The organism is Galbibacter sp. L-19 (assembly GCF_056857615.1).
This window is the reverse complement of sequence record NZ_JBSXNL010000054.1, coordinates 14,095-39,390: the sequence shown is the minus strand read 5'-3', so window position 1 is coordinate 39,390 and position 25,296 is coordinate 14,095. Positions and strand designations below refer to the sequence as shown.

Genomic DNA, 25,296 nt, shown 5'->3' with positions numbered 1-25,296 from the left:
TAATGATTATGAAATCTATTAAATATACCTTAATAATATGCAGTTTTATCGTTTTTATATCTTGCGATAAAGAATATTTGGATCCTTATTCTGTATTAGATCCAACGCTCACCTCTAGTGTTGATGAGCAAATAATGCTCCTTAACGGCATGCAACAACAATGGAGCACCAATAGACCCAGTCCCATGTATACTACAGTAACAGCAGCAGGACTAAATACTGGAGAATTGCGATTGCTAAACCCTGGGAATGTTGGAGAAAATGAATTAGTAATTGGAGGCTCTACCGTTTCTGGAGACAATGAAGTTCTAATCAATATGTGGGGGCAAATTATGTTAATTAAAAAAGAAGCTACCACTATTATTGACAATGCAAATACTGCTACAGAAGATTCTCAAATAGCTAATTCCTTAAAAGCATATGCTCTTTTCTACCGCGCTCTTGCTCACGGAACTTTAATTCAGTTTTTTGAAAGTCTACCGCTTTCTATTCAGAAAAACGCCCCATTCAATACACGCACAGAAGTATTAAATAGTGCTTTAACCGATTTATCTACTTCTTTAGAATATATAAATAATGGATTATCTACTTCTGTAACTTCAGAATTGTTTAATTCTATCGACCTTAAAAATTCTGTATACGCCTTAACAGCCAGATATCATTTAATGTTAGGTAATAATATTGATGCCATCTCTGCTGCAAACAATGTTAATCTAAACACGTCATCTACTTGGATTTTTGAAGAAGCAAATCCAAATCCGCTAGCATTTTGGTTCTCATCAAATAATGTAAGTCAGGCAAAAGACAAAAACTTTGGTTTGCCATCTAATTTAGCTCCCAGCACAAACGATGGTCGCATTGATTTTTATGTTGATGGTCAGGAACCTGATTATTTTGTCAAAGGTTTTTTTACTTCGAATACTGATAAAATTCCTGTATATCTTCCAGGTGAAATGTATTTAATACAAGCAGAAGCTTATGCTCGAGAAGATAGATTAGAAGAGGCTACAATAAAACTGAACAAAGTAATAACAAAAACTCCTGCGCAAGATATTTATGGCGTAGCCGCTATGCTTCCTGCATATTCTGGAGAAATGACCAAAGAAGCTATTTTAGATGAAATTTATAAAAACAGAAGAATAGAACTTTATTTAAGTGGCTTATCATTAGAAGATTCCAGAAGATTTAACAGACCTACTACAGAAAGAAACAGAAATTATTATCCTTATCCTAACTCCGAAAGAGATAACAACACCCAAACTCCTCCAAATCCACAAAATTAATTTATGAAATCTTAATAGAAAGAAAAAAATGCCTAACTTAAATTTGATCGTATGAAAACAAATACTGGTTTGGATCGGTTGGTAAATGATACCTCTATCCAATCAAAATATCAAGGAAACGTAGCGCTTTTGTGCCACAATGCTTCTGTTGATGGTAAATTAAATCATGCTGCATTACTATTTAAGAATATTTTTGGCGACAGATTTATAAAACTATTTGGACCACAACACGGATTTTCTACAGATGCGCAGGATAATATGATTGAAACAAATCATTTTATACACCCATATTTCAATATCCCCGTATACTCTCTTTACTCTGAAACTCGAATTCCTACTGATGAAATGTTGGAAAACATCAATTATCTATTTATCGACTTGCAAGATGTTGGATGCAGAATGTATACCTATATATATACTGTAACGCATATATTAAATAAATGCGCAGAAAGAGATATTGAGATTGTTATATTGGATCGTCCCAACCCAATAAATGGGATTGACATTGAAGGAAATATTTTAGATGAAAAATTTTCATCCTTTATAGGTTTACATCCATTACCCGTTAGACATGGACTTACCATTGCAGAAGTTGCTCTTATGCACCAAGAATATTGGGCAAACAAAAAATGTAATCTTTCCATAATTTCCATGAAAAATTGGAATCGTACAATGTACTATAAAGACACTGGACTCTCATGGTTATTGCCGTCTCCAAATTTACCACGGGCTATTAGCACTCTTACATTTCCTACGACTGTACTTTTTGAAGGAACAAAATTAAGTGAAGGGCGCGGCACTACACAATCATTAGAAATTGTTGGAAGCCCAAAAATTGAAGCCTTTGGTTACTATAAAAATCATTTGGAAAAATCTTTCGCTAAATCTGGACTAAAAGGAGTCGTTTTAAGACCTATTACATTTTTACCCACTTTTCAAAAGAATATGAATAGAATATGTGGTGGGTTTCAAATTCATGTTACAGATTCACAAACATTCAAACCATGGAGAACAGGACAATTTCTTATGAAAGAATTTTATCATTATTTAGGAAAAGATTTTGAATGGAAAGAACCTCCTTACGAGTATGATTATAAAAATATGCCTATTGATATTATTAACGGAACCGATAAATTAAGAAAATGGGTAACCACTAATGGCACTATGGAAGATTTAGAAAACTTTGAAAATTTAAAGGAATACAAAACACAAATAGCATCCATTTTACTCTATAAATAATAACACATGAATACCTCTCTTTTCTTTACTATTTTTCTAGTCTATTTTGTAGTTCTAGTTGCCATTTCCTACATAGTCTCTAGAAAATCGGGAGCAGACGCATACTACACTGGAGATAGACAATCTCCTTGGCCATTGGTGGCTTATGGAATGATTGGCGCAGCTATGTCTGGTGTTACCTTTGTTTCGATCCCAGGAATGGTTTCTAACAATTACCTATACTATTTCCAATTTGTTATAGGAAATGTAATTGGCTACAGTTTTATAGTTTTTGTGCTTATTCCAATTTATTATAAGTTTAAATTAATTTCAATTTACACCTATTTATCAACTCGCTTTGGGTTTTATTCATACAAAACTGGCTCTCTACTTTTTATAATCTCACAATCTTTTGGCGCTGCATTACGACTCCTACTAGCCGTTAAAGTACTAGATTATGCTATGTTTGCTCCCATAGGGATTCCTTTCCCAATAACCGTGCTAATTATTTTAATCCTTATTTGGGTTTACACTAATAAATCGGGAATAAAAACAATTGTATGGACAGATACGCTTCAAACTACCTTTTTAATTGTTGCGGCAATCGTTTCTATTTTCGCTATAAAAAATGCATTAAATTTTTCTATTTCAGAAACCATAGACACTGTAACATCACATAAGTATTTTAAGGTTTTTGACTGGGATTCTAAATCTGGAAATAATTTTTTCAAACAAATAGTTTCAGGTATTTTAATTGCTATAGCCATGATGGGACTCGATCAAAATATCATGCAAAAAACGCTCACTTGTAAATCTAAAAGTGAGGCTCAAAAAAACGCATTGGTTTTTAGCTTTATCCTAGCAATTACCCAATTTCTCTTTTTAGGTTTAGGTATTTTACTTTATGTTTTTGCAGAAAACAAAGGCATTACACTCCCTATAAAAGAGGGTACTTTTATTAATACAGATGACCTCTTCCCTAAACTATCATTAAATTATTTTGGAATTGCAGCCGCTATTACTTTTATTTTAGGAATTACTGCCGCCGCTTTTTCTAGTGTTGATTCTGCTTTAACTGCTTTAACAACCTCTTTTACCCACGATTTTTTAAATATAGATAAGAAAACCCCTACAGAAAGAAAAAAAGCTAAAAACTTAACGCTCTTCGGGTTTAACATTATTGTGTTTGCTATTATCATGGCATTTGCTAATAGCACAGGAGACATTATTACCAGTATTTTTAAAGTTGCTGGATATACTTATGGTCCCCTCCTAGGACTCTTTCTCTTTGGAATTTTCAGTAAAGTAAACATTATAGACAAACTCGTGCCATTTATATGCATTATCGCTCCTGTTCTAACCTATATTTTAAATTACGTATTAATATATTATTACAGTTTTGATCTAGGATTTATGAATATTTTTATAAACGCCCTAATCACAATAGTATTCCTAATCTTAATCAAACCAAAACATGAGTCAGCAATTAATCACTGAAAACACTTCAGAATATAACAATTTAGAAAAAATGAGCACTCAAAAATTGCTCATCAATATAAACACAGAAGACAAAACAGTTCCAAATGCTATTGAAAAAGCTCTTCCCGAAATAGAAAAATTGGTAAATGCTGTATATAAAAAAATGAAAAAAGGAGGACGCTTATTCTATCTTGGAGCAGGTACAAGTGGCAGATTAGGAGTTCTTGATGCCTCCGAACTTCCACCAACGTACGGAGTATCCAAAGAATTAGTTATTGCACTTATTGCGGGAGGTGACATGGCATTACGAAATGCAGTTGAAAATGAAGAAGATAATACTGAAAAAGCATGGATAGAAATGCAGGAACATCTCATTTCTGATAAAGATGCTGTAATTGGTATTGCTGCCTCTGGAACTACCCCTTATGTAATTGGAGGTGTGCAAAAAGCCAATGAGAATAATATTACAACTGGTTGTATTACCTGCAATATGAACACCCCATTAGCTGCAAATGTAACTTATCCTGTTGAAGTAATTCTAGGGCCTGAATTTGTTACCGGAAGCACACGGATGAAAGCAGGAACTGCTCAGAAATTAATTTTAAACATGATCTCCACCGCTTTGATGATTAAAATGGGAAAGGTAAAAGACAATAAAATGATCAACATGCAACTTTCCAACAAAAAATTAGTAAAGCGAGGTATTAAAATGCTTATGGAAGATTTAAAAATTGATGAAAAAAAAGCAAAAGCCCTTTTAATGGAGCATCAAAGTGTAAAAAAAGCAATAGCAAACTTTAAAGGGTAGTTATTAGTTATTAGTTATTAGTTATTAGTTAAAAAAAAGCTTTTCTAAAACATCACAACAATATAACTCGATAACTTATTAACTTTTTTACTTTATAACTTTCAACTTAAAAATCTACCATTTAATAATAGCACTTCCCCATGTAAAACCACTTCCAAAGGCTGCTAGTACAACTGTATCTCCTTCTTTAACTTTTCCTTGCTCCCAAGCTTCAGTTAAAGCAATTGGAATAGAAGCTGCGGTTGTATTACCATATTTCATTATATTGTTATACACCTGATCATCGCTTAATTTAAATTTCTGCTGAATAAACTGCGAAATTCTCAAATTTGCTTGATGAGGGACTAACATATCGATATCTGCAGGAGTTAAATTATTTGCTTTCAATCCTTCGTTTATTACCTCACTAAAACGAACCACTGCATTTTTAAACACAAACTGTCCGTTCATATGTGGTAAATAAGAAGTATCATCAGGATTATTATCTTCTATAATATCTGTAACCCAGCGTTTTCCCATCCCTGGAGCAATTAATGCCAATTCCTCAGCATGCTCTCCTTCTGAATGGAGATGTGTGGATAAAATTCCTTTAGAAGTATCTTCTTCTCTACTTAAAACTGCTGCCCCAGCACCATCTCCAAAAATTACAGAAACCCCACGACCGCGAGTTGTCATATCCAAACCTGTAGAATGCACTTCTGACCCTATAACCAAAATGTTTTTATACATTCCAGTTTTAATAAATTGATCGGCTACAGAAATTGCATAAACAAAACCAGAACACTGATTTCTAACATCCAAGGCTCCAACAGTTTTTAAACCCAAGTCTCTTTGTACTAAAACTCCAGGTCCAGGAAAGTAGTAATCTGGACTTAAAGTGGCAAAAACAATAAAATCAATATCATTTTTATCAACCCCAGAACGCTCTATAGCTATTTTAGCAGCTTTCACACCCATAGTTGTTGTAGTGTCTTCCCCCCTAACCACATGACGACGCTCTTGAATACCAGTACGCTCTTGAATCCAAGCATCATTAGTATCCATTATTTTAGATAAATCGTTATTGGTTACTACATTATCAGGTACATAATACCCTAAACCTGTTATTTTTGAATTATACATCTGCAAGACCTTTCTTTAAAATAATATAAAATAATCGTTTTCTTTTGCGACTTTAACAAAATTAAGCATCGCAAGTTACGCATTATTAGTAACTCTTTAAAAAACTGTCTCCTAAAAGTAGTGTAAAAAGCTAGAATGAATCCTAAAAAATGCTCTTAAGGAAAAATTAGAAGTCATTTTACCTCTCTCACTAATCCTAAAGCATAATAAATCTTTAATAAGCCCTTTTAAATTAAGCTATTTACTCTTTTCCATATACATAATCTTGAAGGTAGCTGTATCTATCTGTAAGTTTTCCTTTAAAAGTCATACGTCCTCTTTCTAAAACCCCATCTTTATCATTATTAAAAAAAGCAGGAATTACAGCTGCAATAAAATTCTCTCCAAAGCCATCACTAGCGTCGGCTGGAAGTTCACACGGTAAATTATCTACCGCCATTACTGCAATGGCGTCTGCATCTCTAAAATCGGTTTCAAGTTCCGACTTCGGGTTATACCCATAAATTGGATCGGCTATAGTAGACGACCGAATTGTAGTTGCTACAGGACCATCGATATCACAACTTATATCTGCCACTACTTTTATTTTAAAATCTGTTTTTTTTGCATCCTCACGTGTAAATAAATATGGAGCTCCATCTCCATAAAAATGTCCTGCGATATAGAAATCGGTTACCGCTGCAAATCGCATAAAATTAGACTCATATTCTGATGGATTTTTATAAAAATTTATTATTTCTGAAAAAGCCCCGTCCTTACGTTTGTTGTAATCCAACACATCTATTTGGCAATATACAGCAACATCAAAATTGCTATCCAAATATTCTTTTACTGAAACTTCTTTTACGCCTTTGGCGTCCAACATTTCTTTAGCTCCATTACCTACACGACCGCTTCCAGTAAGCAATATTTTTATTGGTGGAAGAGGAATTCGTTTTAAAGCATCTATTAATGCTTGTTGGTTGGGAAGTGTGGTAGCTTTGGGTAATTCAAATAAATTGTATTTAAGTCCGTATGTTCTAAATCCATTATAAGCCCCTACAATGCCTGCATAACGTCCAAAAGCTACTAACCTTTGTCCGTTGCTATTTGTTATTACTTCATGGTCATATAATTCGATATTTTTTTCTAGAACTGCTTGAAGTAACGCTCTATTATAAGGTTGCTTTTTTATAGTGTGTGAAAAGAAAAAATATTTTTTATTCGGAATTAACGCAGCAATAGGCACTTCTTTTACTCCAAGAAGCACATCACATTGTTCCATATTCTCGGAAATTTTAAAACCTGCACTTTGGTAGTCATTATCCTTGAAAACTCTAATTTCTGATGATTCTACAATAATTTCTGCTGAAGGAAATTGTGTTTTGACAGCTTGACAGGCTTTAGGCGACAAAACTACTCTTCGATCAGGAGGTGTTTTACGTTCTTTGATAATTCCGAACTTCATACTAATTTGGTATAAATTTTGTTCTAATTTACACGGAAGGATGGAAATGTACAAGTTTCTTATGGATTAATACGAGGGCAAACTCACACTTTGTAAAAATCCATTTGAATCCCTCAAAGAGGGTCTTATTACCCAGAGCCTGTACTGAGACCAAAGGACTCTACGTCAAATGAATTAAACTTGTTTTTATTTTCAACGAACTTGAATATTCTTAAAACTGAAAAAATGAATTAGTTTTTCACATAAAAATAGTAGAAATAAGGTTCTAGTTTAGAATTACGTTGATTATTTGTTGGCTCTAATATCAACCCAAATGCTAGTGATTTCGTGCTTTTCATTTCTTTTGCTCGCCCAAAAGAAACGAAACAAAGAAAAAGGCACCTTATCCAATGAATTTTTTTGACAACTGGGTCGAAAAACCGTGCCCGAAACTCTGCGTCGCTGCACTCCTGATCTCAGAGCCTTCGGTCACTATTCTAGGAATAAGGGTTTTAGCTGCGCTAGCCATTAACGCTCTTTTAACTAGAGCCGAATAAAAGTATACGTTTGCCCTATGGATTAATAGAAATTGTATTACATTTGCACCCCGCATTAGGGATAGTAGCGACATCCTTTTTTATAATTGTCCCTTCGACAAGCTCAGGGTGACAATTTCACAACAAGCTCAAGGTGACAATTGTAAAAAAGATATAGCGAATAGCCCGACCCGAGCTTTTTTTTTTGCGAGGGAAATGCCCAAAAAATACATCCTAAAATTGCGGATGTTATAGCGATGAAAATTGCATAAAATAGTTCTTTGAATATGGGGTCGACTGGTTTTGACAGCGAGTCTAATGAAAGTGTAAGCATGCAGAGCGCTGGGATACAGCTCTTTAATCTCATATTTCACATTTTTTTAAATGGCGAGAATAACTACGCTCTTGCTGCCTAATCTGAATTTATAGTAAGATTTTGGCCACGTTCCCGCAAGGCGGGAAGGCGAGATGTCTCTGGGTAGCCCTTGTTGATGGCGACGCGTTATAAGACACCATAAAAGTCAACATAGAAATGGTGTAGCTTCGGCACTGTTTTAAACTTTAAGAAGCTAAGCGTGTAGTGGGCGGTTTTTGGTCAGCTGCACGTCGACAATTGAACAAAAACTAAGCATGTAGAAAGCATTTTGATTGCTTGTTTGGACGGGAGTTCGAATCTCCCCGACTCCACTTTTTGGACGACAATCCATATCATAAACCCTGTAATGAATTGATTTACAGGGTTTTTTATTTTTTATCACTTTATATAATAGCAAATGATACGGCACTAAACGATACCTATATGGATACCCCCTAAGCCTCATCAAAAATAGGTATCGCTAAACCAACAAAACACTTATATTCAGTATTTTACATTTGTTAAAGTATTTTTACTTTATATGCTTTTTAGGTAATTTTAAGTACAAATCGACACCTAAAAATGCATAATAATGAAGACTGATTATCACGTTCACTTTTACATAAGAAAAGAAAAAATTAATAAGACTGGTATGGCACCCATTTACCTGAGACTTGTAGTTCAAGGTAAAAGAGTAGAATACAGCATCTCAAGAAAGGTGAACCCTATGTTCTGGAATCCTACCAGTGAAAAAGTAATGGGCAACAACCGTGAGGCCAAAGAGGTCAATGACCATATGGCCAACCTTCGGCATAAACTCAACAAGGTTCACCAAACCTTTATTGATAATGACATCGAGGTAACAGCCAAGGATCTGATGTACAAATTACGTGGCGGCTCCAGAAGAAAATCAAAACTTCTCCTGGAAGTATTCAAGGAGCACAATGAAAAAATGGACACCTTAGCTGGTAAGGATATAACAGTATCCACAGCAACTAGGTACTGGACCTGCTACCGTCACCTACAATCCTTCATCAAGAGTGAGTATAACGCAACGGACTACCCTTTAAGGAAGATCGACAATCAATTCATCACCAAACTGGAATACTATCTCAAGACCACCCGGAAATGCAACCATAATTCCACACTTAAATACATTAATAATTTTAAAAAAATCATTCGAATTGCCATAGCAAATCAATGGATAGACAGAAATCCTTTCTTTAATTATAAAGTGAAGTTTAAGCCTGTAGAGCGTGAATTTTTAACCGAAAAGGAAATCAATACATTATATGAAAAAGAATTACACTTCGACCGTTTGCGCTTGGTCAGGGACATATTCCTATTCTCATGTTATACAGGTCTGGCCTATTCAGATGTGAAAAAACTTTCACAAGATGACATTATTATTGGCATTGACGGGTATCAATGGATTCGTACTAAACGAACTAAAACAAATACAGTAAGTAGTATCCCTTTACTTCCGGTAGCTCTGGAAATTTTGGATAAATACAAAGAACATCCAGAAGTTAAAAAGGGAAAATATATCCTACCGGTTCTAAGTAACCAAAAGTCAAATGCATTTTTGAAAGAAATAGCCGAGCTGTGTGGAATTAAAAAAAATCTCACCACTCATTTAGCCAGACATACTTTTGCTACTACAGTAACTCTTTCCAATGGTGTTCCTATAGAATCAGTCAGTCGTATGCTTGGCCATAAATCATTACGCACTACACAACATTATGCAAAAATTATAGACCGAAAAATTAGTGATGACATGAGAGTCTTAAGAGAAAAATTAGAAGTGAATGAGAAGGAGGTTTCTAAGAGATCACCATCTATTTAATAAAATATCCAACTCAAATTTAAGCAACAAGATTCAAGGTCATAGAGGCCCAAGGATTTTCAGTCCTTGTATTTATAATCTTAACCAAAGTCTTTACTTATCGATTAATTTAGCTCATATTATCCATAAAAATATATTTTTTTATAATTCATCGAATTGAATTTTTAAATTTAATAAATCAATCTTACTAATTACTTTGGCACATACCCCATGTGAATGAGCTTCAATCCATTTTTTTCCATAATCGCTGGTCAATGTATCAACAATAGCATTTCTATACTTCTCATCAACTCTTATAACATATAAACAGTCACTGATTAATATAGCTCCTTCAGTTATCATAAGCACTCTATCTAAACATCTTTTTCCTACCCGAGATATTACAATGTCTCCTTTTTGCGCACATTTAAATTTTTTCAACAATTCTTTATTTGGCTTACAAGACATAAAAGAAAATGATTGATTCAAATCTGTAGTATGCAAAAATTCATATTTATTATTATCAAGTTGTTTTTTAGAAAACTTTCCCCTAAATACTTGAGCTCCTATCTGACTCAGTTTTATACCTACTACTTTATCTGAATTTAACCATTTATTATAACTAAAATCCATTCTGAAAATTAAGTCTTTCCTATTTACTACATGTTTTTCAATTATTTTCCCTTCAATATCAGACAAGTACAAAGGCACCTCCATTTCTTTAGGCCTGGCTTTTCTTATCACTAATATATGCGTTTTAGCCTCTGTTTTTTTAAAAACGTGGTCAGGAAGCTCAATAACACCTAATATTTGGTGATTATTAATTAAATGCTCTCTAAAAACTCTGAACTGATGAGAAGTTAATAATCCATCTGGTAAAATTATACCAAGTTCACCTCCTTCACGAATAAATGATAAATTTTGAGCTAAAAAAACCAAATCAGAAGTAATCACTTTATAGTGCTCTAATTTGCCTAAATTACTATTCTCTATAATTTTAGCTATTGCTTTTGATTTTTTTACTTTTAAGTAGGGAGGATTGCAAATACCTACATCTATAGTTCCTAATTTAATCTTTATTCTCTTATTAAGTTTTGACGACAATCCATTAATCTTAAATACACTAATATTTGGAAATTCATTCTTTAAATCATCTAGGTTTTTAGAATCAATTTCACCAGCTATGAATTTACTAGTTTTCCATTTTTTTTGTGCTTCCCTTAATAAAGACCCACTTCCAGCTCCAAGCTCAATTATATATTTTGGCTTTTTTATAAGTATTTTTGATACTAATAGACGAGAAATACATTCAGCTGTGTAAAATTGACCTAAACTATTATTCATTTATAAACTCAGTTAAATTATATAATAAGCTTTTTCCTATTCCAACTGTTCTTATTTTTTTGCCATGTGATGGAAAATCATAATATAGTTGTACATCTGGATTATCTACAGCAAACATACTAACCCCCAGTGAGTGTGGCTTTGTTCCAAGTGGTGCAATAGTAATTTCTTCATTAGGGTTATTTAATTTAATTTTTTGTAGAATATTATAAATACCAAAAGGCTCATTTGCGGTTGTTCTTTCTATTAAATCTCTAGATTGTGATTGAATTAATGTCGATTGATTTTTAGAATACACATAATATTGCCAATTTGGATGGAAAGAAGGAAATCCTACAATTGCATATGTTTTTCTTTTCCCTGGGTTTACTTCTCCAAAAGCTTTACTAAATCTAGAGCCTTCAAACCCTAATATTGCAATTAATAATTTATCTTTATTATGATCAGGTATTCTAAGGAATCCTGGGAGAGTATTTGCTTCACAAAACTTTTCTGTTAAATCAAATTTCACATCGATTTCACTTTCATATTTTTTAGAATATTGCTCAGGTTCTGTGTAACAGACAAAAAATTTTTTCGGATTAAAAGACTCTTTCAAAATATTTATCACAAAAAACACCAAAGGATGTTTTAATGAGGTAATATCAATTAAGACTGTTTTATTATCAATTTTAATATTCTCTAAATCCATTCTAAAAGTAGATACTAAATCTTTTCCTTTTATCTTTAAGTCTTCTTCTCTATGTGTAGCTTTAATACCCGTTTCAATAATTGAGTACTTCTCATACTCAACATCATAATTTATTGAATATGCTTTTCCTTTAAAGTTATCATCAAGTAATGAAGGTATTCTCTGAGCTCTTAACTCTCGACTATTACCAAACAGTAATATATCTATATTTTCGACAAATCCATCTTTACTTATCAATGACTTCAGCTCATAGTATCTAGTATACTTTTCTTGCATTTAAATATCAATCCTAAGTTGGTTATTATCATCTTTGGTTATGTTTTTAACATAACTATTGGCAATTGCATAAGCACTCTTTACATCGCCATTAATAAGGGTTTCTAAATTGCTGAAATTAATCTTCAAACTGCGTATACGCCTAGCTGAAATATTGAAGTAAGGAGCATATATATGATTTAGATGATACTCATAAGTATTCGAATCTATAGAGTTATCCTTATCCTTCGTTTCTTCTCTTCGTTGAAGAACCGAGTATAATATTGCATTATTTAAAAAGTCTCTAGTCGACTCTGATAATTTATCATAGTCTGTTGAAAAATGATTTCTTTCAGGTTCACTCAATCTTATATCACGATGTAATTTTTGAAAAATTTGTCCCATCAATAAAGTAAACCTTTTAAGCTTTATACTATAGGGAGTATATGTTTCTATGTCATTAATTTTATATTTAGATATATGATTTGCTGCTGCCGTTTGCTCTTGATAACTAATCTCTCTTGGTTCGGTAAATAAAAAGCCATTACGATATGCATTTTGAAATGCAGCCTCACATAATTCAATGAAATATCTGCTAATCCCCGATGAAACAGATTTAAATGTATTAAAACCAGCATAAATTTTTTCCTTTTTATGCTCTTTGGCTAATAGGAAAATAACCCCCATTTTATTGTTATGTATCCAATCACGATATTTTGATTTTTTTCCTTTATTCAATTTATTTATTTCATCTACCAAAAATTCTGGCTTCTTCCCTCTATCTAATAACACAATATTTAACCTTAATAATAATGGATCATCACAATCGAATAAAGGAGCCATTCTAGAATCAGAAAATCCCACTCTATTTTTTATTCTAATTTTCAAATCCTCAATATCCCTTGTTTTTAAAATACTTGCTATTTCTTTTTTATAATCATAGTTACCTAAATAATATCTAATATCTAAAAGGCGATCATTTTTAAAAGAATTAAGCTCAGCTACTCGTAACAATCTTTTTTCACATATTTTCAAAAGTAGTTCTTCATATTCATCTTCTGATAAATCTTCCATATCAAAGGGTTTAAAATCGTGGGGAGCGCTAATTATCTCTGATTTAGCAAGAGTTTCATGAGTTTTAAGCCCTTCTTTTCTCATACCTACATTAAAAATAACAGGATCAGGGTGTTTAATAAGTGTATTAATTATCCTTTGTTGATATAAAAGCATATTCTCATATTCATCAATAAAAATGTGTATTGATTTATCTTTAAGAATTGGTTGTTTTAGAATACATTTAGCCAAAAGATTTAGCAAATAACCATTTATAATTAATCCTGGTTTGTCATATTCCACAGGATTATTAATAAAAGAAATCAAACGAATTTCTTGAGTTTTCAATCTTTTAAAAAAAGATGGAAAATCAATTATAGAATCATCAGAAAATAATTCACAGACCTCTTCTTTAACATCAAATATTAATTTTTCTTCATTAACTGATTCATTTATATCCAAAATAATTTCAACTAATCTTTTAGTAAGATTTATATTCATATAATGTGCAAAAAGTAAATTCCAATCTTCTTCTTTAATTCCTTTGTGCTGAAAAGCAGGAACGAAATTGGAATCTGCTCTAAAGTGGATACCTATTAATTTTTCTCCTTTTAAAAATTCATTAAATTCAGTTAAATTACTTTGAGATTCTCTCTTCTTATTGAAATAAGAATGATATAAATAAAACATTGTTTTACCAGACCCCCTTCCTCCTTCTAATATCAATGATTTTCTTCGTAGAAGCCCTTCAAATGTATTACTATTTGCGTAAAATTCAAATAATTTATCACCAAGTTGCTCAGCTCTATCTGTGGAAAATGGATTTTCAAATATTGGCATCAGATTCGGTTTTTTTATTTCGGAAAAGATAATTCCATGAGTCGTTATTTTTGTAAAACAATGGTAAAGAGCAATCTGGTATTGAATGGTGTAAAGCTATAGCATAATCTAGGCTTTCATATCCTAGGAAGTCGATATTATTTTTGACACATATATTTTGTAATATTTCTTTACAATAATCCATTTCTTTATCATCAAAATACATCGAATCATTCCCGAAAACTCTAAATCTATTTGAAAGCATTTCACTATAAGTTATTTTCAAATTTGTTTTTCTTCCTGGATCATTATCTAATGCAAAATTATAGTACCCCTCTTCAGTACAGACCAAACAGAAATACTCAATTGACATGTGCTTAAACTTTTCTCCTAATTTATAAAAAAGCATCTCTTCTCCATTAACTTTAACCTTTTTATAATTCCAAAAATCAATTATCTGATTACCACTACCTATAAAATCATCTATTATTATAAGATTATCACATTTCTCAAGATCAATACTATTCAAATTATTAATATCGAGAATATTGGATTCTCGAAAACCAAGAGATACAGTTAAATATCTCAACATAGCTCCTGAACTTTCTGAGGGATTGCCAGTATCTAATTTTATAAAATATAGTCCTTCTAAAAATTTTTTCTTTGCTCTTTTAATTTCACAATTAGAAAGTAGAAAGCCACTATTTTGCTCTATATTATATATATGATTTCTAATTATTTTTTCATTTATGCCATACTTCATCAAGTGAATAATATCTTCTTCTGAGTAGTATACAAATCTATCTAATAGTTTTAAAGCACAATATCTTTCTTCTAAAGTTCTGAAATTTCTAAGCCAATTATTTAGCTCTTTCATGTTTGGTTTTGACCAAAACTTGGACTCTATATAAAAATAGACCTTATCTAAAGCATATGAAATAAATTTATCGATTTTTTCTTCTGAAAGCATATAAAATAAACGTAATGAAATATAAATAACGAGATTTTCTTTAATAATACAAATTACTTTATATATAAATTATTTTTTGACTATAAAAGTTCTTTTGATCCCTTATCATCTTTATTATATTTTTTTTTAGAAGTTGATTTTAGAATATTAAATTCTTTTTCAGTAAAGATATCCATAATTGAATTGTTTTATTTATTAGTATTGATTCCCACAATTATTATAAATTAATGCAGTATTAGCCCCTCGCACTAATTCTTTTATTACCATCTTTTACATTTTCTATTTGGTAGAACTCAATTAGACTAATAATAAGTTCTATTCAAAAAAATTATAATTCTCAAACGTATATAGATCTCTATTATTTAATAACCTACATTTCATATATCTTTTAATTTTAATGGATCAACAATCTCATAATACTCGTTATAGTCTAGAAAACTATAATTTTTCCTTTTAAATATTTCAAATAGTTTAATAGTTTGTTCTAACTTTTCTTTTTGACTTTCACTGAGTTTATCTTTATCAATTGACCTTAAGAATTCATAATAATTGTTCCATCCATTACTAACTAGGCTTTCAAATATTTTCTTATCCTTCGGTTTATCAAGTATTTTTTGTAGTTCACTTTTATCTGCAAAAATTTGAAGAAGTGACTCTGATGTATGATACTTATTAAAATCACTAGGAGCCATATTGCCTGACTCTTCATTAAAATCAAACATCCCGTTATCTAAGTAAAAATCAGGCCTTTGCTTTATATTATCTTGTAAAATTTCATTTACTTCTATAGGCCTTATTTTTTTTTGATCTAATATTATTTTTTCAATAAATGAGTGATATGATCTGCTAATTGAAATATAACTACCATCTTTAATGTTTCTTTTTAATTTAGAGATTAAAATATCTTTAATATGAGGTTTAAAAACCTGGTAGTTTTTATACCCTATATATTCATTTTTTTTATAGAAATTGCTTTCTTGTCTTTTCAAGTTTAAATTTAAATCAGACAATAGTAAGTCTACAAAAGTAGTTTCAAACCTAAGAGTATATTCTTTTATATAATTAATAAAATCAGACTCTTTGCCATCAAAAATATTATTATTTGCTCTGTCCAGAATATCAATCATTAATTGATTTTGGTCAGGATTATAATTGCTAAATAACCCCTCATTAGCAGCATTCAATATATCTTCAAGTATTTCTATCTTACTAACATTAATTTTTCTTAGAAGCTCTCTTAACTCAATAAAAGCTTTAGTAGATACTTGTTTATCTTCTATTAAAGACAACTCCTTCGTCAATGAAACTAGCTCTCCTTTTTCAATAACTTTTTTAAAATCTGAAAGAGTATAATGACCACTTACAATACCATTTCTCAAATAAAAAGGTAACATAAAATGGTTCGTTATACTAGTTCTATTGTTTTTGTAATATTCTTCACCTCTCTCTTTAAATAATATCCACAAAGATGCTAATATTACATAAATGTCTTCATTTTTAAAGCTTTTTGCACATAAAAAACATCTTAACTTTTCAATTTGGTCATCTTTTAGTATCTTAAATTTATCTTCTGAAAGATACATAGAGTTTACTCCTGCATCATTAATGTTTCCGCCAAAATCATCAAGTACATTTTCCAATTTTATAATGAATTCGGCATCTATAAACCTATATTTAAAAGAAAGAAGTTTCAATAAAAGATACTCAGGTATATTTATATTTTCAATTAAGCCTTTATTAACTAAAATAAATTTTATTTCATTTATAAATCTTTTAATATCTCTATCTGTTCTAAGAAAACTATTAAAACTAATTCTTTCAAAACCAATATTCAGTTTTTCAATACAATTAGGTATAGATTCAGATTCGTCTTTTAAGACATGAGATAAATTAGAAAAGCTAATTCTAATTGATTCATTTTTATCATCATATGCATCATGTTTAGGAAAATTTACTTCTAAATATTTAAATAGCTTATCATTAATTTTTAATGGCTCGTGAGGCAATAAGTTAATAATAGTCTGAAATATTTTATCGCTAAAGTATTTCTTCTCTGTACCTAAAATTAACTCTAAATAGTTAACATCATAACCTGAAATAAAGATTACATTATTAAAATTCGACAAAGTTCTAATCAATTTATATGTAGCAAGAATTTCATCCTTTTCTAATCGATCTAAATCATCTAGTAAAATCACTATTTGACGGTCAATTTTTTTTATTGCATTTTTAATGCGATTAAAACGAACTTCTAAAGAACTTTCTTCAACAAATATAGATTTCCCTGCTTCAATAGCTTTCCCTATACCATTTGGAGTAATATGAAGAATCGCATTCACATATTTATCTACCTCATTAGAAATTTCTCCAGAATATGGAGATAAATTATTTGATAATTCGGAGAAAAAATTATCTATTATAGCTTCACTATCCTTATTTCTCCAGATATTATACCAGAATATAATACCTTCTTTATTTTCTTGTTTATATTTATAATAAAAGCGATTGAGAAAAGTAGATTTACCATAGCCCCATGACGCATTTACCCCTATACTAAAAGAGGAATCAGGCATAAAACCATTTAAACGACCTAAAAGATTTTTTAATATTAACTCGTTGTCAATTTCGCCATCATATACTCTATCTTCTATGAAAAAGCATTCTTCTCCCTTACTTTCTTTTAAAGATTTCGACTCTACATCTCTTTTTTTGTATCTATTCAACACTAGAATATGAACAGCAGTAAACATCAATATAAAATCCACATATTTTATATACGTACCGTGCGGTAAAAAAGAAATACTATCGAAAAAAAATCTTTCTAGAAAATATATGACTAATAATAAAACTCCCGCTAAAGTGTATTGCCAACTGAATTTAAACTTATTATCAAATTTAGAAGTATATAAAATGAATATTACAAGACAAAAGAGAATGAGGCCTATCTTAAAGGAAACTGATTCAAAATTTATAATACTTGAAATTGAAATTAAGAATTCAATAATTGTTTGCCTAAATACAAAATAAGTCGCTATGAATATTAAAAATTTTATTACATACGATCTGTTTGTTTCTAGAAATTCATTCATCTTCAAGTCTATTTTTTCACAACCTTCTTCTTTCTAGTTGGCTGTTTTTTATTTTTCACTTGTTTTTTTAACCCCTCAATCTCTTTCAATAAATCTCTTGCATCACCATCTGTAGACAGTTGTTCTAACAACTCCCCCTTAAAAGCCTTATGTAAAATGGATTGTGGCAAAGTATCAACTTTGGATTTAAGGCATTTATATTGCTGCTCAATAACAGCTACTTTGGCAAATAAACTTTCTACACGGTTGACAATTTCCTGTTGTTCATTTATTGAGCTAGGTAAATAGATAAGAAGTCTTTTTACTTCTGTACTATTTATGTTATTTACTCCACTAGTGGAACGTGATGTATCAACAATTTGTTCTCTTAATTTCGTACTTTGAAATAAATAGTTAAGGTAACTTGGTAGTAAATTTTCATTACATCTAAGCCTGATTAAATATCCCGCATAAGAATAACCTAAATGTCTTTTTCTTACTATAGCTGATCTTCCAACGAGATTAACGCTTCCATTTGACCTAATTATTAATATATCATCTTTTTGCAGTGATAATTTCTCCACCTCTTTATCATCTAAACTTGAAAACTTTAAATCCTCATCATTTATTTCTCCATTTTCTATATTTGGAATTCTAAATACTGGAATACCATCAGTTTCATATGAAGATTTTTTTGATGTCCCATATTTAACATCAACCAAATAACCTCCTAATTCAACTTCATTCATTTTAACATCCGTCAACTTCCCAGTAATAGCTTGGGTAAGCACTTGCTGTTTAAAGTTTTTAAGTAAAATGGGTATTTTTTCTAAACGGTTTTTTATGGCTTCGTGTTGCGCAAACAAAGCATCTAACTTGACTACAATACGCTCCTGCTCTGCTCGTGGAGGGAGAGGGAAGTCAATGTCCCATAATATTTTAGGATCAACATGAGGAATACCAGTTCCACGTGTATTAGAATTAATGTAATCAAACTTAGATTGTATGAATCGATATAAAAACTCTTGCTCTATTTTTTTTGGTGTTAATATTGCTATTGTAGAGCCTATAGCGCCATATTTCCCCTTAGCTACCCAACCACTACGTGCACCATCCCAAACAATAGCTATATCATTATCATTAATAACTCTAGAAGATTCTATATCTGCATATCTCCTAATTTCTCCTTTCTCTAAGCCTCTTATATCTAGATATGGAATTGAATTCCTAAATGAGCTTTCATTTAAAATCTTAGGTTTTTTACCCTTTTTATAAAAAACAGCATCCTTCAATTTTAATTTAATCCAATTCTTTGGTAATTCCCTCTCCATCAACTTAATTCTTTTATCATGGCATTTAACTCCTTGGTAATGCTGTTTAATTCTACTAAAGCTTCTTTAGCTATATCAATTGGTTCGCCTAAGTCTTCACCATTGTTAATGCTGTCATCGGCTATTAACCCAAGATCTAAACTATCATTCTTTTTGGTAATTTGTTCACGGGTAATATATTGCCAACGTTCGTTCTTTATCTTTTCTCTTTTTTTATTATCAATGATCCCTTCATAGTCCTTTTCGACCTTATCAAAAGTTATTCCTCCGGTATAGGCGATGATAAAATCTTCAAAAGCTTTTTCGGTAAACGGGGTACGTTTTCCATAGTTAGGTACATTGGTACGCATATCGTAAAACCATACACCTTTGGTATTGTCGGTTTCTGTTTTTCCTCTGGTAAAGAAAAGTACATTTGTTTTTACGCCCGCCGCATAAAATATTCCCGTTGGTAGGCGTAAAATGGTATGTAAATTGCATTTATGCATTAAATCTTTCCGAATGCGTTCACCATCCCCATCTTCAAACAATACATTATCCGGTAAAATCACGGCTGCCCTGGCCTTCCCATTATTCTTTAAGCTTCTGTATATGTGCTGTAAAAAATTAAGCTGTTTGTTACTGGTTGGGTATGTGAAATCATCACGTGTTGGGCGTTCTCCTCCTTTTTTGGTTCCAAAAGGTGGATTTGCCAATACACCATCAAAGTTTTTTAAACTTTTACCAAACTCGGTTAAGGTGTCATTTAAATCTATAGTACTTTCCATGCCATGCAAGCGGGCATTCATCAAAGCCAATCGGTGCGCATCACTTACCAGTTCTACCCCACTAAAGGCTTCTTCTTCCTGAAACTTACGATCTTTGGCGTTTAATTCGTAATAATCATCCGTTTTACTTCGTAAATAATGGTCAGCCGCAATCATAAAGCCAAAAGTTCCGGCTGCTGGATCGTTCCATCGCTCGCCTACTTTAGGCACTACAAGGTCTATCATTACATTAATTAGCGGACGCGGCGTAAAGTATTGTCCGGCTCCGCTCTTTTTCTCGCCGGCATTTTTTTCAAGTAGACTTTCGTAAATGTCTCCCATAACATCGCGATCATTCTGCTCATACCAATCTATCTTATCGATGGCTTGTACCAAGGTGTTAAAATTTACTGGCTTACGAAGACTTGTAGACGCATTGGTGTAAATTTCTTTGATGCTTTCACTAGATGTTTCATTGCTAATTTCAGCTAAAAACTTGCGATAGCGCACAAAAGCCTCGTTATTATCGTGTTCCTCTACAAAGCCACGCCAACGGTATTCTTTAGGAATATGCTCTTCAAAATTTTTGACTTCTGAGAGTTTTAAAAACAATATATATGTTAATTCATTTAAATATTGGTGGTATGTAACACCATCATCCCTCAATACGTTACATAGGTTCCATAATTTGTTTGCAATCTCTTCTGCGCTCATCGTTTATATCTCTTGTTTATTCTTTTAAATTCTGTCCAAACATAAATAAAAATAACTCCAATTGGTCAGGTTTTACTTTTATATCTTCAGCTAATTCATTCATCAATTTTAAATACTTCGGATATTTTTTCGAAGCATTTTCTCTTCTTAATTTTCCTAATTCATTAAGCTCCTCAAACACACCTTCGCTAACTACTCTCATAATACGCTCATCCAAAATAAGCGATGGATGTTCATCGACTTTGGTATTTAAAAAATAGAGAAACTTGGTAATGGTTGAAATTCCTAACCCGTGTATACTCTTTAAGTCGGTTATAAACCTTTCGTGCGAAATATTTTGATTTCTGTATCCGTCTAATATTTCTGAAACCTTACATAAAACCGAGGTATCTAATACCTTTTTAATATTTCCTCCTCTGCCACCATTTGGGTATCCCCACATTAAAGTTTTTATAATGAAAAGTTTTGTATTTGTTGACGCTTCAAACAAATCTTTTCTTGAAATTCTAATCTCACTATTGTCTTCAAATAATTTATAATCACTACATAGTGTTGAATATTTAGACCAATTATTAGCTTTGACAATAAATGCCTGATTTTTATAAGGTAAATTCTCGATCAATGCTGAATAGTCTTTAATACGCATATTTAGGCAGAATATAAATTTTCATTCAACGTAGTGATAATTTCATCCAATCTATTTTCAAATATTTTATTGAGTCGTTGGTATCCACCATCCCTGTTGAAAGGTTCTTGATTTAAATCGGGTATTTGTAAGATAGTTTCTTTGAGTAATTGATACTCAAAACGCTCAATCCATTTTAATTGAATTTTATTCCAGCCTTTCAGTTTTCTAATTTTATCAACTGCATTTATAATACGGTCTTCATGGCTTACTAAATCGGTATCTAGAGCCATCGTTCTAATAAAAGAAATAATATCGGCAGCTACATCTTCATTTTTCCATTGTTTCCAGGCTGTATTCAAGCCAATGTCGGTATATCCTTCTTGGTCTAATAACAATTTAAGTTCTTTTAATGAAGCTCTATCCAATTCAGAAGGACGGGTGCAAAGCATATTGATGGCTGCAATTTTATTTCTGTTTTCTTGTATGAAATTTTTAAACCCTTCGATATAATCTTCCGGTTTTTCAGCTTTCCCATACCCTCGCTCAATTCCAATCAGTTTATCATCATGATCGGACACCAATTGCTTTTTTGGTCTATACACTTTTTTATCCAAAAACTTCCATAAGCTAGCATAATCTGCCACTACTTTATGTACCTCTTCGCTAGAAACCTCTTTTAAACGCTCTATCAATGTTTCAGGACTTTCACCATTTGCTAAATATATAAACTCTTCCTGACGTTCTTCTTCTATATTTTTTTTCTTCCGCTGCAATTTTGCGATAATTTGCTGCAATTGTTTTTCAGCTCGCTCAGGAGTATCAATAAAATCTAATTCTTCTACGAGTCTTTGAAATGAAATACTCGGGTTTGAAACTGTTTGCATTTGTGTATAATCTTCCAAAGCTTCATATACTTTTACTGCATCGTAAATTCTAAAATATTCTTTGCCAATATCATCGCATTTTCTGGTTGCTCGCCCCAACATCTGTTCAAATAAAATTCTAGAACGAACCCTTCGTAGAAAAACTAAATTGGTAATTTGCGGAACATCAATACCTGTAGTTAATAAATCAACCGTTACGGCTATAGTTGGATACTTTTCATTCTTTAACCTTTTGGTTAAACCAGTTGGATCGTATGCACTACCTGTAATTTTTTCAATCGCTCCCTGCTCAATATCACAACCTATATTTGCAAATTCTTCACGTAAAATGTCAACAATCATATCTGCATGGCTATCGCGTACAGCAAAAATGAGTGTTTTCTCCTCACTTTCAGGATCCAGTTCTTGCACCAATTGTTTAATGACTTCACGATTAAATGACTCTGTAATAACAAGTTTATTAAACTGTTCTATCTCAATAAGTAATTCATCTTCAAGTTCCGCTAATTCCTCCAACGAATTAGTTTCAGGGTTATAAACAGTCGGTTTTTCTCCTTTTTGCCAAACAATTCCTTCTTCACTTAGCTTGGTTTTTATTAAATAAGGAGGCTCATGATCTGTCAAATAGCCATCAATAACAGCTTCCCGATAAGAATAACTGTGCGTTGGCTTTCCAAATATTTCTGTTGTATGTAAAGCTGGTGTAGCGGTAAGGCCTATTATATAAGCATCAAAATACTCAATTACACGCTTATACTGACTCACATAATCTTTTTCATCCTTAAAATGTAAATCGCCTTCATCTATTTCCTTATCTAGATTATATCCACGATGTGCTTCATCTATAATAATACAATCATACGTATCAATAGGAAGGGGCTCTTCAGAATAAAATAATCGTTTTACCATACTTTGTACTGTGGCAAAATGCAAACGTGTGTCTGAATCCGGTTGAACAACCGTGGTATCTTCCATTTGATAAATCCCCGCAAAGGTCTGAAGGTTTTCAACTTTATTATCTTGAAATCCATCTTTAGCTTGTCCTGCCAATAAGGTTCTATCGGTTAAAAATAATATTCTTTTAAAGCGATCTGATTTTATAAGTCGATAAGTAAGTCCTAAAACTGTTCTGGTTTTACCCGTCCCAGTCGCCATTACCAATAATGAGCGTTTCTCATTAGGGTGCTGACGTATCTTTTTCTCAATAGCTTTTATAGCATCTATTTGATAATACCTTAAACTTAAGCCATTTTTATTTTGCAAATATTCATAACCACTTTCTTCTAAACGCTCATCTGCAATAGCAGTGTCACGTTGATATAATTCGAATAAACCTTGCGGAGAATACCATCCGTGCAAAGCTTTAGGATGATTCCTTTTATTTCTGATATCTAAAAACCAAATACCACTTTTCGTCTTTAATTGCTCTAAATACGATCTCCCATTTGTGGAAAATAAAAAAGGAACTTTGTACCCATGCCATTCTCCTATTAATTTTGATGAACCTAGCATAGTCACTTTCTCGGCATATATTTTTGACTGCTGTAAATCTGTAGATATGTCTGTCGCATATTTTTTAGCCTCCACAATACCATATAGTTCTGTGCCCATAAATAGCGCATAATCTGCCCATTTTCCTTCGCATGGCCATTCAGCTATCGCTTTGTTCTTTCCTTTTTCGGGTAAAGACTTATTTTTCTTAAAATTTATTTCTTCGGTATCACATTCCCATCCTACACTTCGCAATTGCTCATCTATGAGTGCTCTTGTTTCCGCCTCCGACTTGTCAATATTTCGAGCATTTTTAAAAGATCGCTCTTTACGCTCTTCTATAATCTGTGTTGAGGCATTCAGGGCAGAAATTTTAGATTCATAATCAATCACTTGTTGAGATAGCTTTTCTAACTGTTGTGTTAACTCTTCAACCGATTTTTGCTCCTCCGTTTCTGGTAACTCATAAGTTTCATTCTCTAGATAATCACTCTCATAGGTTTCAAAAAACCATTTTGACAATTGATAGCACTTCTTTAGTATAAATAACGCCTCTTTATAGGATCCTGATCCACTATGGGAAGCCTTATTTCCCGATTTACGAATAACATGCATTAAATCTGCAACAGGATCCGGTATAGAATTCGTGTATTTAAGCTGATTTATACGTTCTACCTGCTTTCCATTGAAAAAACCTAATTTTTCAAAATTCCATATCAATTGAGATGTCTTTTCAGAAAACAGACGTGCTTTTGCTAATGCAGAGCTAGGATCCACATGAATAAGCTTTTCTGTAAGCTCAGCAATAGAAAATAACTCTGGATATTCAGATTGTAAGAATTTAAACTTTGAATGATCCATTATTTGGTATTATAAAGGGAGTCTAAATATAGGATAATACTCCTACATTCACAATAATCATTATTCTTTTGATTGCTTCTCTTTGTATTTTATTTGATAATTTATTTCAATTAAATAATGAAACAAACAACAGATAGTCTATAACAATATCGAGAGAAGCGCTATACAATTTAATATCATTTACTTCCCGTAACACCGCAAAAATATATAGCTATTCAAATAATGATCCCCGAAAATTAAGAGCTTTAAGCTCAAGCATTTTCTTCTTCAGCTACTCTTTTTCTTTATATAAAGATTAAATCATAATATAATGCTTACCTAAAATTAGAATCCTAAGTCCATCTTATCGGAATTCCTTTATTGCATTTAGTTTCACTTCCTGATAATTC

16 protein-coding genes and 1 other RNA gene are annotated in these 25,296 nt (G+C 31.8%); 6 read left to right on the top strand and 11 right to left on the bottom strand.

Annotated elements, in window-relative coordinates; genetic code table 11:
* The first annotated feature begins 8 nt into the window (after positions 1 to 8).
* From AC13CQ_RS09150 to AC13CQ_RS09135, 4 genes are read left to right on the top strand one after another with little or no spacing between them, the layout of a single operon-like run.
* Positions 9 to 1,283 (top strand): RagB/SusD family nutrient uptake outer membrane protein, encoded by a 1,275-nt coding sequence (locus AC13CQ_RS09150; protein WP_008613124.1) that lies wholly within the window; start codon positions 9 to 11, stop codon positions 1,281 to 1,283.
* Between the two features lie 51 nt (positions 1,284 to 1,334).
* Positions 1,335 to 2,522, top strand: a complete 1,188-nt coding sequence (locus AC13CQ_RS09145) for an exo-beta-N-acetylmuramidase NamZ family protein (protein WP_008613127.1) — start codon at positions 1,335 to 1,337, stop codon at positions 2,520 to 2,522.
* A gap of 6 nt (positions 2,523 to 2,528) precedes the next feature.
* Complete coding sequence (locus tag AC13CQ_RS09140) at positions 2,529 to 3,998, top strand: sodium:solute symporter (RefSeq protein WP_008613128.1); 1,470 nt, start codon at positions 2,529 to 2,531, stop codon at positions 3,996 to 3,998.
* Positions 3,976 to 4,788 carry an N-acetylmuramic acid 6-phosphate etherase gene (locus AC13CQ_RS09135; protein ID WP_008613130.1) on the top strand — a complete coding sequence of 271 codons (813 nt, stop codon included), beginning with the start codon at positions 3,976 to 3,978 and terminating at the stop codon, positions 4,786 to 4,788. Before AC13CQ_RS09140 ends, AC13CQ_RS09135 begins: the two co-directional genes overlap by 23 nt.
* A gap of 114 nt (positions 4,789 to 4,902) precedes the next feature.
* Here the strand turns inward: AC13CQ_RS09135 and AC13CQ_RS09130 are convergent, their stop codons facing one another.
* Both AC13CQ_RS09130 and AC13CQ_RS09125 read right to left on the bottom strand, forming a co-directional pair.
* On the bottom strand, positions 4,903 to 5,910 hold the full coding sequence (locus AC13CQ_RS09130) for a 3-oxoacyl-ACP synthase III family protein (protein WP_008613134.1): 1,008 nt from the start codon (positions 5,908 to 5,910) through the stop codon (positions 4,903 to 4,905).
* A 241-nt stretch (positions 5,911 to 6,151) separates the two neighbouring features.
* Complete coding sequence (locus AC13CQ_RS09125; protein ID WP_008613136.1) at positions 6,152 to 7,357, bottom strand: NAD(P)-dependent oxidoreductase; 1,206 nt, start codon at positions 7,355 to 7,357, stop codon at positions 6,152 to 6,154.
* 804 nt (positions 7,358 to 8,161) lie between these two features.
* On the opposite strand from AC13CQ_RS09125, the gene ssrA reads away from it, so the two are divergent.
* Positions 8,162 to 8,562, top strand: a transfer-messenger RNA (tmRNA) gene (gene ssrA / locus AC13CQ_RS09120).
* 257 nt (positions 8,563 to 8,819) lie between these two features.
* On the top strand, positions 8,820 to 10,073 hold the full coding sequence (locus AC13CQ_RS09115) for a site-specific integrase (protein WP_482882857.1): 1,254 nt from the start codon (positions 8,820 to 8,822) through the stop codon (positions 10,071 to 10,073).
* Between the two features lie 141 nt (positions 10,074 to 10,214).
* Here the strand turns inward: AC13CQ_RS09115 and AC13CQ_RS09110 are convergent, their stop codons facing one another.
* The 9 genes from AC13CQ_RS09110 to hsdR form a co-directional block, all read right to left on the bottom strand.
* A complete protein-coding gene (locus tag AC13CQ_RS09110; protein WP_482882856.1) occupies positions 10,215 to 11,396 on the bottom strand; it encodes an HsdM family class I SAM-dependent methyltransferase in 1,182 nt (393 codons plus the stop codon).
* Positions 11,389 to 12,324 carry a hypothetical protein gene (locus tag AC13CQ_RS09105; RefSeq protein ID WP_482882855.1) on the bottom strand — a complete coding sequence of 312 codons (936 nt, stop codon included), beginning with the start codon at positions 12,322 to 12,324 and terminating at the stop codon, positions 11,389 to 11,391. Before AC13CQ_RS09105 ends, AC13CQ_RS09110 begins: the two co-directional genes overlap by 8 nt.
* Before the next feature lie 39 nt (positions 12,325 to 12,363).
* A complete protein-coding gene (locus AC13CQ_RS09100) occupies positions 12,364 to 14,235 on the bottom strand; it encodes an ORC-CDC6 family AAA ATPase (protein ID WP_482882854.1) in 1,872 nt (623 codons plus the stop codon).
* The gene (locus AC13CQ_RS09095; protein WP_482882852.1) at positions 14,222 to 15,184 is read right to left on the bottom strand and encodes a phosphoribosyltransferase-like protein; all 963 of its coding nucleotides are present in this window, start codon (positions 15,182 to 15,184) and stop codon (positions 14,222 to 14,224) included. The genes AC13CQ_RS09100 and AC13CQ_RS09095 overlap by 14 nt, the downstream gene beginning before the upstream one ends.
* 377 nt (positions 15,185 to 15,561) lie before the next feature.
* Complete coding sequence (locus AC13CQ_RS09090; RefSeq protein ID WP_482882851.1) at positions 15,562 to 18,273, bottom strand: P-loop NTPase fold protein; 2,712 nt, start codon at positions 18,271 to 18,273, stop codon at positions 15,562 to 15,564.
* 8 nt (positions 18,274 to 18,281) lie between these two features.
* Entirely contained in the window at positions 18,282 to 19,583 is a 1,302-nt protein-coding gene (locus AC13CQ_RS09085) for a restriction endonuclease subunit S (RefSeq protein WP_482882850.1), read from the bottom strand.
* Positions 19,583 to 21,043 carry a class I SAM-dependent DNA methyltransferase gene (locus AC13CQ_RS09080; RefSeq protein WP_482882849.1) on the bottom strand — a complete coding sequence of 487 codons (1,461 nt, stop codon included), beginning with the start codon at positions 21,041 to 21,043 and terminating at the stop codon, positions 19,583 to 19,585. The genes AC13CQ_RS09085 and AC13CQ_RS09080 overlap by 1 nt, the downstream gene beginning before the upstream one ends.
* A gap of 16 nt (positions 21,044 to 21,059) precedes the next feature.
* On the bottom strand, positions 21,060 to 21,689 hold the full coding sequence (locus tag AC13CQ_RS09075) for an 8-oxoguanine DNA glycosylase OGG fold protein (protein ID WP_482882848.1): 630 nt from the start codon (positions 21,687 to 21,689) through the stop codon (positions 21,060 to 21,062).
* Positions 21,690 to 21,691: 2 nt separating this feature from the next.
* Complete coding sequence (gene hsdR / locus AC13CQ_RS09070) at positions 21,692 to 24,907, bottom strand: type I restriction-modification system endonuclease (protein ID WP_482882846.1); 3,216 nt, start codon at positions 24,905 to 24,907, stop codon at positions 21,692 to 21,694.
* Positions 24,908 to 25,296 lie beyond the last annotated feature (389 nt).

Bases quoted from the DNA above. Each gene is read 5' to 3' on its own strand.
- AC13CQ_RS09150 (WP_008613124.1), top strand. From the start codon at position 9: ATGAAATCTATTAAATATACCTTAATAATATGCAGTTTTATCGTTTTT.
- AC13CQ_RS09145 (WP_008613127.1), top strand. From the start codon at position 1,335: ATGAAAACAAATACTGGTTTGGATCGGTTGGTAAATGATACCTCTATC.
- AC13CQ_RS09140 (WP_008613128.1), top strand. From the start codon at position 2,529: ATGAATACCTCTCTTTTCTTTACTATTTTTCTAGTCTATTTTGTAGTT.
- AC13CQ_RS09135 (WP_008613130.1), top strand. From the start codon at position 3,976: ATGAGTCAGCAATTAATCACTGAAAACACTTCAGAATATAACAATTTA.
- AC13CQ_RS09130 (WP_008613134.1), bottom strand. From the start codon at position 5,910: ATGTATAATTCAAAAATAACAGGTTTAGGGTATTATGTACCTGATAAT.
- AC13CQ_RS09125 (WP_008613136.1), bottom strand. From the start codon at position 7,357: ATGAAGTTCGGAATTATCAAAGAACGTAAAACACCTCCTGATCGAAGA.
- AC13CQ_RS09115 (WP_482882857.1), top strand. From the start codon at position 8,820: ATGAAGACTGATTATCACGTTCACTTTTACATAAGAAAAGAAAAAATT.
- AC13CQ_RS09110 (WP_482882856.1), bottom strand. From the start codon at position 11,396: ATGAATAATAGTTTAGGTCAATTTTACACAGCTGAATGTATTTCTCGT.
- AC13CQ_RS09100 (WP_482882854.1), bottom strand. From the start codon at position 14,235: ATGCCAATATTTGAAAATCCATTTTCCACAGATAGAGCTGAGCAACTT.
- AC13CQ_RS09095 (WP_482882852.1), bottom strand. From the start codon at position 15,184: ATGCTTTCAGAAGAAAAAATCGATAAATTTATTTCATATGCTTTAGAT.
- AC13CQ_RS09090 (WP_482882851.1), bottom strand. From the start codon at position 18,273: ATGAATGAATTTCTAGAAACAAACAGATCGTATGTAATAAAATTTTTA.
- AC13CQ_RS09085 (WP_482882850.1), bottom strand. From the start codon at position 19,583: ATGGAGAGGGAATTACCAAAGAATTGGATTAAATTAAAATTGAAGGAT.
- AC13CQ_RS09080 (WP_482882849.1), bottom strand. From the start codon at position 21,043: ATGAGCGCAGAAGAGATTGCAAACAAATTATGGAACCTATGTAACGTA.
- AC13CQ_RS09075 (WP_482882848.1), bottom strand. From the start codon at position 21,689: ATGCGTATTAAAGACTATTCAGCATTGATCGAGAATTTACCTTATAAA.
- hsdR (WP_482882846.1), bottom strand. From the start codon at position 24,907: ATGGATCATTCAAAGTTTAAATTCTTACAATCTGAATATCCAGAGTTA.